Genomic DNA, 16,554 nt, shown 5'->3' with positions numbered 1-16,554 from the left:
ATTTCTATCCTCGAATTGTAAAAACTACTGTTTTTACTAATAATTTTAATAAACAACAATACTACTTACATTCATATATGAAACATAAAAAATATCAAAAACAATAATAATTACCATCATCAATGATAAAAAATTTTTGTAAAACACAACATACTTTCATCAACACCAAATCTAATTTGAAATTTAAATTTCATACGTATACACAATAAAACATAACAATTATAAACAAATATCCCATCTAAAAACAAAATTAATATCCTTAATAACATTACTATATCTCAATGATAAAATTATTAAATATATATATGCAGATAAATTAAATAAGCTTTAATTACGTATAAATACATTAATAAATAAACTATTACTAAGATAATATATATAACAAATACATATCATGCTCATCTTCTATATATAATTAGAAAAATCATACGAATTATCTAACGAACTTATTCCACGCATGTTATGCTATAATGTATTTAATAATATAAATTGTAATTATAAATAATAATTATTACCATGCGCCAGACATATTACTATAATAACAAACATATCCGAATTCTCTGCTTCAGAGAATAATTTGCTTACAAAACTAAAATTTACGAATTAGGCTTGTAGCTCAGCGGTTAGAGCGCACCCCTGATAAGGGTGAGGACGGTGGTTCAAATCCACTCAGGCCTATTATAAATAAATAAACATAAAATAAGGTATATCATTATAATATTATTCAACCCCCCCCCACAAATAAAAATCTTTAAAAAAACACAATACATACTTTAATTAATATTATTAAACAAACAAATATCAAACATTTTTATATAAAAACTATCATATTTTTTATTGAATAAAACATAAATTACATATATGTTAGGTACTAATATAATATAAAAATTAGCGCTCTATATTAATATATTTGAATTAGTGCTCGATTATTACAGATCTTTATTAATAAATAAAACACATATTTATGTGAACACTTACACACTAATCAACATAAACACAACTATATTAAATACTTACAGAGTTGTCAGGTCTTAATATTATGCCAGTTCGAGTATCAGACGAATTACCCGCTATTAAATTTTTGAAAAAAGAAAATATTCACATACTGAAGAAAACAAAAGATATTTTTAAAATCCCTAGTGTTTTAAAAATTTTAATACTTAATTTAATGCCAAAAAAAATCGATTCAGAAAATCAATTTCTACGACTATTAGCACACTCTCCTTTACAAATTGATGTACAATTATTAAGAATCGATGAACATATTTCTAAAAACACATCCATTGAGCACTTAAATAATTTTTACTGTACATTCTCTGATATTCAAAACCAGTATTTTGATGGGTTAATTATCACTGGAGCTCCATTAGGACTTATTGAATTTAGCAATGTAACTTTTTGGCCTAAATTAAAACAATTATGCAATTGGGCAAAACAACACATCACATCGATATTATTTATTTGCTGGTCAGTACAAGCAGCTTTAAAAATATTGTATAATTTACCAAAATTTGTTAGAAAAAAAAAATTAGTAGGAATTTATAAACATAGAATTACAAAATCTAATTCACTATTAACTCAAGGATTTGATGAAATATTTTCAGTGCCTCATTCACGTTTTTCATATTTTCCTAAAGATTTAATTTATCAAGATACAGATTTAGAGATCTTAGCAGAATCTGACGATGCCGGAGTATATTTATTAATTAGCCGAAATAATCAATTAATATTTGTTACTGGACATCCAGAATATGATGCACATACCTTATCTCAAGAATACCATAGAGATTTAATTTTAGGATTACACCCAAGTCTACCAGACCATTATTTTCCTAAAAATAATTCTAATTTAATTCCTAAAATAACCTGGAGAAGCCATGCACATTTACTATTTAACAATTGGATTAATTATTATGTACACCGCAATTCTCATAATAATTTATCAAAAAACTTCAATAATTCAAACACTAGCAACAACTCAGTATAATCTACCATCACACAAAACACATGATATACATAATAATTATGCATATCCATCAAGTATTATCAAAATATCTTATCATATATTGCAACTATATAAATCATATTATTTAACATCACATACAAAATATTATTTTTTATTAAGTCATTGAAACGATCGATCCTATTACTATTTATTCTATCAATTTTACGATACAAAAATTCTTATAACTAATTCATATGAATCCAACATTGACGTTAACTAAAAAAATGATATAGTCTGCTAAATTATTTAGATTAAACACTCTAAGCCATATTGGATCAATTTAAAATTATGAAAAATATCAATCCCAGCCACACAAAAGCATGGAAATCTTTAAAACGACATTTTAATCAAATGAAAAAAATACATATTATTGATTTATTTAGACAAGATACAGATAGATTTAAACATTTTTCTAAAACATTTAATAATGAAATTCTAATCGATTATTCTAAAAATTTAATCACACATAAAACAATGAATAAATTAATAAAACTAGCTAAAGAATGTGAATTAAATGAAGCTATTTCAGCAATGTTTCGAGGAGAAAAAATCAATCGCATCGAAAATAAATCTGTTCTACACGTAGCGTTAAGAAATAGACAAAACATACCTATTGTAGTAGATAAACAAGATGTAATGCCTCAAATTAATAAAGTACTAGAAAATATGAAAAAATTTTGTCAAGATGTGATCCAAGGTAAATGGAAAGGATACACAAATAAAAACATTACAGATATAGTTAGTATTGGGATTGGAGGATCACATTTAGGTCCATATATGGTTACTGAAACGTTAATACCGTATAAAAACCATTTAAACATACATTTTATATCTAATATAGATGGTACTCATATTTTTGAAACATTAAATCGAATCAATCCAGAAACGACATTATTTATAATAGCATCAAAAACTTTTACTACACAAGAAACTATGACTAATGCATGCAGTGCTCGAAATTGGTTTTTTTCAAAAACAACTACAAATCGTAACCTTAAACATATATCTAAACATTTTATAGCATTATCTGCGAACTCTGAAGCTGTAAAAAAATTTGGTATTAACCCAATCACAAATATGTTCGAATTATGGGACTGGGTAGGAGGTCGATTCTCATTATGGTCATCTATTGGATTACCGATTATGTTATCGTTAGGCTCTGATAATTTTGAATTATTATTAAATGGAGCATATGCAATGGATTTACACTTTCAAAATACTCCTTTAAATGAAAATTTACCAGTAATTTTAGCACTTATTGGAATTTGGTATAATAATTTCTTTTTAACGGAAACTGAAGCAATTTTTCCTTATGATCAATACATGCACCGTTTTCCAGCATACTTACAACAAAGTAATATGGAATCTAATGGGAAAAGCATAGATCGCAATGGTCATCCTATTAATTACCAAACTGGGTCAATAATATGGGGCGAACCAGGAACTAACGGACAACATTCTTTTTATCAATTACTACATCAAGGAACTAAAATGATTCCATGCGATTTCATTGCTCCAACTATCAGTCATCATCCTATTCATGACCATCATGAAAAATTAATTGCAAATTTCTTAGCCCAAACTAAAGTATTAGCTTTTGGTAAAAACATTTCAGAAATCCAACAAGAATATGAAACAACTAACTCAAAAACTCCTTACGAAGAAAACATAAATTTTAATTCAGCGCCATTTAAAATACTTCCAGGAAATAATCCAAGTAATTCCATTTTAATTAAAAAAATTACTCCTTATACTTTAGGAGCTCTCATCGCTCTATACGAACATAAAATCTTCACCCAAGGAATAATTTTTAATATCTATTCTTTTGATCAATGGGGCGTAGAATTAGGAAAAAAACTGGCTGATTCTATTTATTTAAAATTACAACATACTAATAATATTTCTTACTATGATAGTTCTACAAACGGATTAATTAATCGCTATAAATTTTGGACTCGTCCATAATAAATAATATGTCATGTATATTATTTACTAAGCATTCAATAATCTGCAATTCTTATAACAAGAATAAATAATGAATCATCATTACTCACAATATATAAAAATAAATACCGAAATGCTTACTGATTTATACCATTAATTCAATTTACTATACAAAAACTAACCAAAAATCTTCACTTCGAAACGTTTATGCAGAATAAAAACTACAAAATATTGATTTATTTTATTTCTTAAGAACTTCGAAAATAAATACAACATAAAATAGTTTGCGTAACTATCTTTCTGTACAACACCCAATTATTAGGAAATTTATTTTTATTAAATAACCCTTTATTAAATAATTTAGACGTCTCAATATAAATCCAAGATTTTTTCTGTAAATAATTATTTTTTTCTAATAAATATACTATATCATATATTATGAATCTATTATTAAATGGAGGATCAATAAAAACAATATTATAACCTGTTACAGTATTTTTACTTAACTGTTTCAACCAACTTACACAATCAGTACATATTGTTATGCTACTACTATCTTCTTGAAAAGAAGTAATAGTTTTTTTTAAAAAATTAATGCAAGCTTTACTATTATCAATAAAAGTTACTTTCTTAGCTCCTCTAGATAATGACTCTAATCCCAACGCACCACTACCAGAAAAACAATCTAAACATATCGAATTTACAATTACAGGATTCAACCAATTAAACAAAGTCTCTCGAATTCTAGAAAGAGTAGGACGTACTTCAATCTTACTAATTACAGGTATACTGCGTCCCTTCCATTTGCCAGCAATGATCCGAATTTTTCCATTATTACTTTTCGAAAAATTAGCCTGAATCTTCATATTCCCTACTTATACCTTCCTTGTATAGTATAAACAATCTTTCTATACATTGTTGAAATAATCGCAATTATATAAAACCTCTGTGCTACAGAATATTTACAAAATATATTTTTATACAAAACCTAATGTACATAATAAACGAATATAAAAATATTAAATTTATAAACTTATCAAATTAGCTTATTTTACAATCTATATAAAATCAAATTTCATTCTTAAACACAAAATAATGATCAATTATAATTTTTATTAATAAATAAATAATTTAGTTTAATCAAATAGAAAATTATCCCTCATACCCAACATATTATTATTTTATTGAATTCTATTCAATTTTTATAAATGATGATAAAATTTAAATATAAATAAATGCATTGTTACTATTTGATTAAATTAAATTTAAAAAATCATATAAATATATGAACAATATATCTAATACAATCAATAATATAAAAATAACTTATATATTATTTTTATATACACTAAAACACCTATTTTTTAATATAATACTTATTCACATACTATGAATAAATATTCACTTTAATTTATTTTATAAGAAATAGTTCCTTAAAAAGGAAAATAATAACATCGTATCTAATACGATACGACATAACCATAACAACATTGTACTAAATTAATTAAATCTAATACATAATAATAATTAACTATTATGTACCTGAAATATAAGATATTATTATAAATAATTCAACAACAGATTTATCTCCATATACAATTTCATGTATGTCATATAATTCTGTACATCAAATATGATATGCATTTCTATTTCTATATACAATACACATATAATCATTTTAGTAGGGGAATATATGACAGCAGAAAACATGTACAAAAATATAAGTTTAGTACCTCAAGGAACTTTAGAAGCTTACATTCGAGCAACCAATCTGTACCCCATGTTAACAGCAGAAGAAGAACGAGAATTAGCTGAACGTCTATACTACAACAGTGACTTAAATGCCGCTAAAAAACTGATTGTTTCACACTTAAGGTTTGTTGTTCACATTGCTCGCAATTATTCTGGTTATGGATTAGCCCAAGCTGATTTAATACAAGAAGGAAATATTGGATTAATGAAATCAGTGCGCCGATTTAACCCAGAATTAGATGTACGATTAGTATCATTTGCAGTACACTGGATTAAATCAGAAATTCATGAATACGTACTCAAAAATTGGCGTATTGTAAAAATTGCCACTACTAAAGCTCAACGAAAATTATTTTTTAATTTACGTAAAACTAAACAACGCTTAGGTTGGTTCAATGAAGAAGAAATTGAAATGGTCGCTAAAACCTTGCACGTTACTTGTAAAGATGTACGCGAAATGGAATCTAGAATGGCTGCGCAAGATATGACTTTTGAACAATCTTCAGATGATGACGAAAAAAATATCTTATCTATACCAATGCTATATTTACAAGACAAAGTTACTATGATTGATGAAGAAGAAGAATGGATCAACCAAGTTAGTAATAAACTCAACATAGCTTTAAACTCTTTAGATAAACGTAGTCAACATATCATTCGAGCTCGATGGTTAAATACAAATGATAATAAAACCACACTTCAAGAATTAGCTAATCAATATGGTGTTTCAGCAGAACGTATTCGTCAATTAGAAAAAAATGCTATGAAAAAAATGAAGTTAATTATACAAAATTAAGTATAGCATATGACACTGTTAAATTATTAGAACATATATATTTTACTAGATTCATTTGACTAAACTAAAAATATTCAATAAAATTTAGTTTACAGATTTATATCTTCAATCTAAATTAGTTTAGATTTTTAACTAAAAATTGATGTCAGTTAAAATTTTATTTTTGTTATAAGTAACTTATACCTTTTAAATATTCGTTCTATTTATTTGGAATTGTAATTAAAGAACTACAATTGACATTCTTATAAATCAAAAATATTTATAAACTTTATTATACGGAGTAAAAATTATGACAGTACTTGGTCATACGTTAGGATTTCCTAGAATTGGTTTATATAGAGAATTAAAATATGCACTGGAACAATATTGGCGTAACACAATTAATCAAGACAAACTATTAAATATCGGAAAAATGATACGTATACGACATTGGGGACAACAAATAAAAGCTGGAATAGATTTAATTCCAGTTGGAGATTTTGCTTGGTATGATCATGTCCTTACCACAAGTATGATGCTTAATAATATACCAAAACGATACTATTCTTCTATTTCGAATCAAACAACAAATAATTTAGATATATTGTTTAATATAGCTAGAGGCTATTCAAAAAATAATGTTAACATTATTCCTTCGGAAATGAAAAAATGGTTCAATACAAATTATCATTACATAGTTCCTGAATTTATCCAAGATCAAGAATTTAAACTCAATTGGACTCAACTATTTGATGAAATTGATGAAGCTTCTTCATATTATAATCATCCAATTAAACCAATTATACTAGGGCCCCTTACTTATCTTTGGATTGGAAAAACAAAAGAAAAAGAATTTGATAAACTATCTTTATTATCCCCATTGTTATTGGTATATCAAGAAATCCTAGACATCCTATCAAAAAAAAATATAAATTGGGTACAAATTGATGAACCTGCTTTAGTTTTAGAATTACCAAATGAATGGAAACAAGCATATCTTTACGCTTATCAAAAATTACATCATAACAATTTTAAAATATTACTCACAACTTATTTCGATAGTATTTACCATCAATTAGATTTAATAGAAAAATTCTCAATAGACGGATTACATGTAGATTTAGTTTCTAATCAAAAAAATAATAATATATTATTACTACATGAACAACTACCAAAAAATTGGGTTTTATCCGCCGGAATAATAAATGGTAAAAATATTTGGAAAACTAATCTATATTATTGGTTTAAACAATTATATCCTATAATCACACAACGTAAGATATGGATAGGTTCTTCTTGTTCTTTATTACATAGCCCAATAGATTTAAATTTAGAAACCAATTTAAATAATAATATAAAAACATGGTTTTCCTTTGCACTACAAAAATGTTCTGAAATAAAAATGCTATGTGATACTCTTAATAATCGTAATCATAATAATTCATTAAAAATAAACATACTTAAACAACATTATGACTCTGTTCATAATACAAGGTTACATTCTGATTTTATACACAACTCTAAAGTTCAAGAACGTTGTAAAAATATTTCTGATGTGCCTGTATCAAGACAAACAGCGCATCATATACGATTCAAATTACAACGTAAACGTTTCAATTTACCATTATATCCTACAACTACTATTGGTTCATTTCCACAAACCCAAGATCTTAGGAATTTGCGTTTAAAATTTAAAAATAATCAAATTAACAAAAATCACTATCATGCTAATCTTGAACAATATATTAAACAAATTATTACAGAACAAGAAAAATTAGACTTGGATATTCTAGTGCATGGTGAACCTGAACGTAATGATATGGTTGAATATTTTGGAGAACACTTAAATGGTTTCTCCTTTACTCAACACGGATGGATTCAAAGTTATGGATCTAGATGTGTAAAGCCTCCAATAATTATTGGAGACATCAGTCGAACTAAACCTATTACCCAAAAATGGATAAATTATGCTCAATCATTAACAAAAAAACCAATAAAAGGCATATTAACTGGACCCGTTACTATACTCACTTGGTCTTTTGTACGTGAAGATATAAAACGTCATACTGTGGCTTTACAATTAGCTTTATCAATACGAGATGAAGTGATGGATTTAGAAAAATCTGGAATTAGTATAATTCAAATTGATGAACCAGCTTTCAGAGAAGGATTGCCTTTAAAAAAATCCGAACAAAAAAAATATTTAACATGGGCTATTCATGCTTTTAAAATAACTGTATCATCAGTACAAAACGACACTCAAATTCATACTCATATGTGCTACTCTGAATTTGATGAAATAATGCATTATCTTTTAAAATTAGACGCAGACGTCATTAGCATTGAAGCATCTAGATCAGATTTAAAACTATTACAATTTATACAAAAAAATACAGAAAAATACTTAAACGAAATTGGACCAGGAATATATGATATTCATTCTACTAACAAGCCTTCTATATCTAGTTTAGTAAAAAAATTGAATACATTTCTGAAATATATTCCAAAAGATAAATTATGGGTAAATCCTGATTGTGGGCTAAAAACAAGATCATGGTCTGAAACAAAACATTCATTACATAATATGGTTGCTGCTGCAAAAATATTACGCAGTTCCCTCAATCATTGATCATGACATTATAATTATCTATATGGATGTTTTAAAATTTTCTAAAATACCAGTATTATTGCTAATATTTAGTAATTAACCTTCATTGTTTTTGTAATTTAAATCTAAAAAATATAATAATACAATTTCTGGGTATTTTATATTTCGAAAATTCGATTACTATAAAAAATAGATTTACCAAAACAAATAACTATAAATATTTATCAATCGTTATATATTAACGATACAACTAATAAAAATTAATAGTAAATACTGATCTTTATTTTTTAAAAATTTAAATATTATTCATACATTCTTATTTATAAGAATAAAAATTAACCTAATCTTATTATAAGAAGATAAAAAATATTTTTAAAAATATATAGAAATCAATTAAAATTATATATCTCTTCTTATATAGATATAAGTGTTATGCGAATATATTAGAAAATTATTTTTCATCTATATATAAAATCATTACAATAAACAATTATTAACGATATTACCGTATATTCCAATAAAATTGGAAACAACTGTTGCTTATTTTTATAATAATTTATATCTCACATAAACTAAAAGTAAGAGAAATTAGAATATATTATACACAAAGTAGTACAAATTAGATATCTTCTTCAAATAATTTACACTCTAATCTACCAAATATTTCAACATACTTTTTTATGATAAAATCATACTCACAAAAAACTGTAACTAACATATAACATAAATTCTTGCACAATAGTATTGGTATGCATAAAATTATCTGATTAAAATACAAAACTTCATTGTTGCAAATACTTTAAAAATAATTATTAAATAACACAAGCAATAATCTATTTTATATTCTCATCTTGTAATAGGGATATTATTTTTATGCATATATATGAATCCAAACTAAAATTCAGCACATACAACGTTTCAACACTTGTTTAAACACCACATACCATCTCAACAATAATTTTAAAATAAAAAAATTATCTCTTGTAATAAATTGGAATTATTATTAAGTTTTTAACACACTTCTTACTAAAGACAGGCTACAATTTCTAAATTTACAATAAAACAAATCGCATTCTATATATTCAATTTATTAAAAAATACTTTATTATATAAATTTTTATTTATTTAATAATATGTTACAAACATATACTAATATTGATAATACAATTTGATCAAACCCATAAAAAAATATGAAAATAATTTCGATTATTATATACATCACAATTGGCACAGCTATAGGCATAATATTTTTTTATATATTCTCAAAAAAATTAATAAAAAAAAATATTCAAAAATACAAAGATAACTGTATAACTTACGAAAAATCTTTAAATACAACACTACAAAATTTAAAACATGAATCTACTTTCAGAAATGAAATAGAAAAAAAGTTGTACAACAAAACACATATTATACACGAACTACACAGCAAACTATCTGCAACAGAAGAACGTTTGAAATCATTAGATCATTATCGCCACCAATATGAACGATTATGTAACGAATTAAAAATTCAATTAAATATTAATCATGAACAAGCTTTACAACTAAAAGAGTTATGTGTTCGATTTGAAGAATATAAAATATCTACAATAAACAAAGAAAAAATACTGATTAATAATGAACATCGGTTAACTATGCAATTTGAGAATTTAGCAAACCGTATTTTTGATCAAAACAGAAATACAATAAATGAACAAAATCGTTTAACTCTAGATAATATTCTTCATCCACTTCGAGAACAAATAAATATTTTTATTAACCAAATACAAAACAATTTTTCTAAAGAAGAACGTATGCGACATGATTTAACTTATGAAATTCATAAATTACATCAATTAAATACTAAAATTACGCAAGAAACTATTAATTTAACCCAAGCTTTAAAAGGAAATAATAAAATTCAAGGTAATTGGGGGGAAATGATTTTAACTAAAGCATTAGAGGCATCTGGAATGCGTGAAGGATATGAATTTCATTTACAAGTCAGTATGACAAAAGAAATAAATGGACGTAAATTACAACCTGATGTAATCGTGCATTTACCCCATGGTAAAGATGTAGTCATTGATTCAAAAATATCACTCATAGCTTATGAACGTTATTTCAATAGCAATAATGAACAAGATAAACGTTTAGCTATTAATGATCATATACAATCATTACGCACCCATATTAAATCCTTAAACAAGAAAAACTATCAAGAATTATTTCAATTAAATACACTTGATTATATTTTAATGTTTATTCCAATTGAATCAGCTTTTACCATAGCTATTGAAAAAGAATCTTCATTATTAACAGATGCTATGAATAAAAATATTATGTTAGTCAGTCCTACCACATTACTAATAGCTCTTAGAACTATCAATAATTTATGGCGCTATGAACATCAAAACTTTAATGCCAAAAAAATTGCAGAAAAAGCTGGACGATTATATGATAAATTAAAGTTATTTATGGACGACTTAAACAAAATCGGACAATATTTAAATAAAGCAGAAATTATATATAATTCGGCCAAAAATAAATTCTCTGAAGGTAAAGGCAACATTATTAGTCAAGCAGAAAATTTTAGAACTCTTGGGGTTCAAATAAAACATCCAATTGTTTCTAATAACATTAATCTTGCTAATGAAACCGGATTATTCTCCGACGATAAAACCAAGCGTTAATTATAATATACATTATTGCATAAAGATGTATGAAAAATAAACATAAAGATGACACAACCCATTTTGGATTCCAAAACGTTAATAAACATATCAAATCATACTTAGTAAATGCTATATTCAAAACAATAGCTACCAAATATGATTTAATGAATGACTGCATGTCTTTTGGCATACATAGACTTTGGAAACATTTTTTAATTTGTCAAAGTGAAATATTTTACGGATGCAAGGTATTAGATTTAGCTGGAGGAACTGGGGATTTAAGTATTTTGTTTTCAAAATTAGTAGGTCAAACTGGAATAGTAGTACTATTAGATAATAATACTGAAATGTTGAAAATAGGACGAAAAAAATTACGAAATTTAGGAATATTGAATAACGTCCAATACATACAAGCTGATGCTGAAGCACTACCTTTTGCTAATAACACCTTTCATCGAATAGCCGTATCTTTTGGCCTACGTAATTTTACTAACAAATCAGCAGCACTACTTGAAATGTATCGAGTTTTAAATCCAGGTGGAAAATTACTAATTTTAGATTTTGGTGTACCTATATTTAAATTATTATCTGTATTATACGACCTATACTCATTTCATGTTATTCCTAAAATAGGAGCAATAATAGCAAAAGATATGAAAAGTTATCAATATTTAATCGAATCTATTCGTATGCATCCAGATCAAGAAACATTAAAAACTATGATTGCAAATACAGGATTCCAAGACATCAAATATATAAATATGACGGGTGGAATAGCTGTTTTACATTATGCATACAAATAAAAAATTAGCACTGATTTAATAATACTTATTAAACACGTGAATCGCATTACTTTCCTAAACAATACAATACATACAACTGCTCAACATCTAATAAATAAACAAATAAAAATGTTACTTGCTTAAACAAAAACTCGATAACTTAAATTTAATAAATATTCAACTTTACAAAACAAATAAATATTTGATCACTATTCCTCCTTGGTAAGAGAATAGTGATCAAATCAAAATACTTAAGTTCTTTAATTTAACTAGTCAATTATAATTAATATTGTCAATAATAAATTGACCAATAATATTTATCAAAAAAACAACATATAGAAAAATTATAATAAAATCACGTATTTGACAATACGATATAATACGTACAATTTTATTACTTAAACATCACATCTTTCATAAAATAAATTATAATAATAATATCTTTATAAATAAAAACGAAAACTCATTATTAATGTATAATATTACAATAATTCACTATTACTAATAAATATAAAACTTACTTTTTATTTATCATGGGATAACCAACATGTGATTTTATCAAAATATTCAATATGTCAAAATAATAACAAAATTTTTTATTAACGTTTAAAAAATTAGAGCAAATATAATGATTTTTAACGAATGGAATAGGTTTTGTTTAATTATTAAAATAATACTGAATTATGGTCTATTAGATTTCATTCCTATAAATCGATTAATTTTGCCATTAAAAATAGGCATTCAACTTTTATTAAACACATTTAATCAGCATTCTCAATCATTGCCAGGAGAACGATTACGTCTAGCATTACAAGAACTAGGACCTATATGGATTAAATTAGGGCAAATGCTTTCTACTCGTCATGATATTTTACCTGATGATATTGCACAACAATTAGCAATACTACAAGATCGGGTACATCCTTTTGATGGATATTTAGCTAAAACATATATAGAAAAATCTATTGGAAGTTCTTTAGAAACATGGTTTGAAGACTTTCAAGAAACTCCATTAGCATCTGCATCGATCTCTCAAGTACACTCCGCAAAATTTAAAAAAAATGGAAAAAATATAGTAATCAAAGTTATTCGACCTGGAATTTTACCCATTATTACAATAGATATTAAATTAATGTATAAATTATCAAAATGGACCTACAAAATTTTACCAAAAGATCGAAAATTTAAATTTTCAGACATCATTGCAGAATATGAAAAAACTTTATTTAATGAACTCAATCTGCTTAAAGAAACTGCCAATACTATTCAATTGCGTAGAAACTTTAAGTCTAGCAATATACTATACATCCCAAAAGTATACGTAGATTTTTGCAGTAAAAATGTAATGGTTATGGAGCGTATTTATGGAATTCCGGTATACAAAAAAAGTTTATTAAAAAAAAAAGGTATCAATATGAAATTATTAGCTGAAAGAGGTTTAGAAATATTTTTCACCCAAGTTTTTAGAGATAGCTTTTTTCATGGCGATATGCATCCTGGAAATATTTTTATTTGTCATAAAGATCCTCAGAACCCAAAATATATCAGCATCGATTGTGGAATTGTGGGTTCTTTGGGCAAAAAAGATAAATATTATCTAGCTTCAAATTTTATTGCATTTTTTAATCGTGATTATCGAAAAATAGCAGAATTACATTTAGATTCAGGTTGGATACCTATGAATACCAACATTGAAGATTTTGAATATGCTATGAGAACAGTATTTGAGCCTATTTTTGAAAAACCACTCAAGGACATTCCATTCAGCAATATATTATTATATTTATTTAACACCGCTCGATTTTTTAATATGGAAGTACAACCACAATTAATTCTGTTACAAAAATCTCTATTATATGTTGAAGGTATAGTAAGACAATTGTATCCTAATTTTAACTTGTGGGAATCCGTCAAACCATTTCTAGAACAATGGATGAAAGAACAATTAAAACTATCAAATATAATATATATGTTGAATGAAAAAATGCCCTATTGGATAAATAAAATTCCAGAATTACCTGCACTATTATCCAATGAATTCAAAAATTCAAATGAAATACATAAAAAAATAGACATTTTAACCATAGAATTACGAACACAACGCACACACAATACTCGAGTACTTTTCTTATTCGGTATTGGATTAGTATTTATTATTGTTAGTATTTATTTGGTTATACACAATCAATATACTACATTTTTACCTATCTGCATTTTTTCACTTGGAATTTCTATTTGGATAATAGGATGGAAACAAATCATTTAATTACACTATTAACAATATTCTGATATTTAAAACAAATATGATATTCTAATAATATCAATAAATTGAATAGCGATTTATACACATACAAGCATCAAAAAACAAATAAAATTATGAAATATAAAGATTTACGCGATTTTATTAAGACTTTAGAGCAAAAAAAATTACTAAAAAAAATAATGTTTCCTATTGATCCTAATTTAGAAATTACTGAAATTGCAAATCGTACCATTAAAGCTAAAGGCCCAGCATTATTATTTACTAATCCTATAGGATATTCTATTCCCGTGTTATGTAATTTATTTGGCACAACTCATAGAATAGAATTAGCTATAAATCAAAACAATAATATTTCATCCCTACGCAATATTGGAAAAATATTAGCTTATTTAAAAGAACCAACACCTCCAAAAGGATTATTAGATTTGCTATCTAAAATGACTCATTTTAAACATATTTTACATATGCCTACTAAAATTTTAAAAAAGGGCGTATGTCAAGAAAACATACAATATACACAAGACGTTGATATTACACGTATGCCAATAATGAAATCCTGGCCACAAGATATCACCCGTGCAATCACTTGGGGCATTACAATAACTCGTGGCTTTCACAATAAACGACAAAATTTAGGTATTTATCGTCAACAAGTGTTATCTAAAAATAAAATAATTATAAGATGGCTTCCTCATCGCGGAGGAGCATTAGACTTTAAAGAATGGTGCATAAATTCTACAGAAAAAAAATTCCCTATTGCTATAGCAATAGGAGCTGATCCAGCAACTTTAATCAGCGCGGTTATTCCTGTTCCTAACTCACTATCAGAATATGCTTTTTCTGGCTTACTCAGAGGCAGTAAAACTGAAATTATAAAATGCGTCTCATGCGACTTGTATGTTCCAGCCCATTCAGAAATTGTGCTAGAAGGATATATAGAACGTAATAATATGGCTCCAGAAGGTCCATTTGGAGATCATACAGGATATTATAATTCTATTGAACAATTTCCAGTTTGTACTATTACTCATATTACTCATAGAAATAATCCAATTTATCACTCAACATATACTGGACGACCTCCAGATGAACCCTCTATACTAGGAATGGCTATGAACGAATTATTCATTCCTATTATACAAAAACAATTTCCAGAAATTACGGATTTCTATTTACCTCCAGAAGGTTGTTCTTATAGATTAGCTATAATTACTATACAAAAAAAATATATAGGACATGCTAAAAGAATAATTTTTGGAGTATGGTCCGTTTTATATCAATTCATGTATACAAAATTCGTTATAGTTTGCGATAACGATATTAATGCTAGAGATTGGAAAGATGTTATATGGGCTATGACTACTCGTATGGATCCAAACCGAGATATAATAATTATCAAAAACACTCCTATAGACTATCTTGATTTTTCTAGCCCTATTGCTGGATTAGGATCTAAAATGGGAATAGACGCTACAAATAAATGGCCAGGAGAAACTCAAAGAACCTGGGGAATTCCAATTAAAATGAATACTAACACACAATCTCGTATTGATAACATATGGAATGAATTAAATATATTAAACCTATGAAAAATCAATTTCATTGCAATAGAACATTTTGCTAACTTTTCAAATAAAAAGGTATTTATAAAAATAAACCCCCCAATGTTTAATACATATTTAATTCACATATTTAATTAAATAATTAATATAATTTAATGTAATACTTTTACATAATAGTTTATGTACATGCTCCTAAAGTAATTATA

The 16,554-nt window shown here is 26.0% G+C and carries 9 protein-coding genes and 1 tRNA gene; 9 read left to right on the top strand and 1 reads right to left on the bottom strand.

Annotated features, from left to right (window positions below):
- Window positions 1–605: 605 nt before the first annotated feature.
- The 3 genes from BVAF_RS03125 (at window position 606) to pgi (ending at window position 3,970) form a co-directional block, all read left to right on the top strand.
- Window positions 606–678: transfer RNA gene (locus tag BVAF_RS03125), tRNA-Ile, on the top strand.
- 361 nt (window positions 679–1,039) lie between these two features.
- On the top strand, window positions 1,040–1,987 hold the full coding sequence (locus BVAF_RS03120; RefSeq protein ID WP_013516926.1) for a homoserine O-succinyltransferase: 948 nt from the start codon (window positions 1,040–1,042) through the stop codon (window positions 1,985–1,987).
- 306 nt (window positions 1,988–2,293) lie between these two features.
- Complete coding sequence (gene pgi, locus BVAF_RS03115; RefSeq protein ID WP_013516925.1) at window positions 2,294–3,970, top strand: glucose-6-phosphate isomerase; 1,677 nt, start codon at window positions 2,294–2,296, stop codon at window positions 3,968–3,970.
- A 227-nt stretch (window positions 3,971–4,197) separates the two neighbouring features.
- Here pgi and rsmD read toward each other — a convergent pair whose 3' ends face one another.
- Window positions 4,198–4,815 (bottom strand): 16S rRNA (guanine(966)-N(2))-methyltransferase RsmD, encoded by a 618-nt coding sequence (gene rsmD, locus BVAF_RS03110; RefSeq protein ID WP_013516924.1) that lies wholly within the window; start codon window positions 4,813–4,815, stop codon window positions 4,198–4,200.
- A gap of 842 nt (window positions 4,816–5,657) precedes the next feature.
- On the opposite strand from rsmD, the gene rpoH reads away from it, so the two are divergent.
- From rpoH to ubiD, 6 genes are all read left to right on the top strand, one after another.
- Window positions 5,658–6,497 (top strand): RNA polymerase sigma factor RpoH, encoded by an 840-nt coding sequence (rpoH, locus tag BVAF_RS03105; protein WP_148259529.1) that lies wholly within the window; start codon window positions 5,658–5,660, stop codon window positions 6,495–6,497.
- A gap of 289 nt (window positions 6,498–6,786) precedes the next feature.
- A complete protein-coding gene (gene metE, locus BVAF_RS03100) occupies window positions 6,787–9,105 on the top strand; it encodes a 5-methyltetrahydropteroyltriglutamate--homocysteine S-methyltransferase (protein ID WP_013516922.1) in 2,319 nt (772 codons plus the stop codon).
- Between the two features lie 1,169 nt (window positions 9,106–10,274).
- The gene (gene rmuC, locus BVAF_RS03095) at window positions 10,275–11,759 is read left to right on the top strand and encodes a DNA recombination protein RmuC (RefSeq protein WP_013516921.1); all 1,485 of its coding nucleotides are present in this window, start codon (window positions 10,275–10,277) and stop codon (window positions 11,757–11,759) included.
- Between the two features lie 29 nt (window positions 11,760–11,788).
- Window positions 11,789–12,544, top strand: a complete 756-nt coding sequence (gene ubiE, locus BVAF_RS03090) for a bifunctional demethylmenaquinone methyltransferase/2-methoxy-6-polyprenyl-1,4-benzoquinol methylase UbiE (RefSeq protein ID WP_013516920.1) — start codon at window positions 11,789–11,791, stop codon at window positions 12,542–12,544.
- Between the two features lie 607 nt (window positions 12,545–13,151).
- Window positions 13,152–14,789: a ubiquinone biosynthesis regulatory protein kinase UbiB gene (ubiB, locus tag BVAF_RS03085; protein WP_013516919.1), complete on the top strand. Its 1,638-nt coding sequence runs from the start codon at window positions 13,152–13,154 to the stop codon at window positions 14,787–14,789.
- A gap of 110 nt (window positions 14,790–14,899) precedes the next feature.
- A complete protein-coding gene (gene ubiD, locus BVAF_RS03080) occupies window positions 14,900–16,375 on the top strand; it encodes a 4-hydroxy-3-polyprenylbenzoate decarboxylase (protein ID WP_013516918.1) in 1,476 nt (491 codons plus the stop codon).
- Window positions 16,376–16,554 lie beyond the last annotated feature (179 nt).

The organism is Candidatus Blochmanniella vafra str. BVAF, assembly GCF_000185985.2.
GTDB classification, from domain to species: domain Bacteria; phylum Pseudomonadota; class Gammaproteobacteria; order Enterobacterales; family Enterobacteriaceae; genus Blochmanniella; species Blochmanniella vafra.
This window is presented reverse-complemented; position numbering and strand designations above follow the sequence as displayed.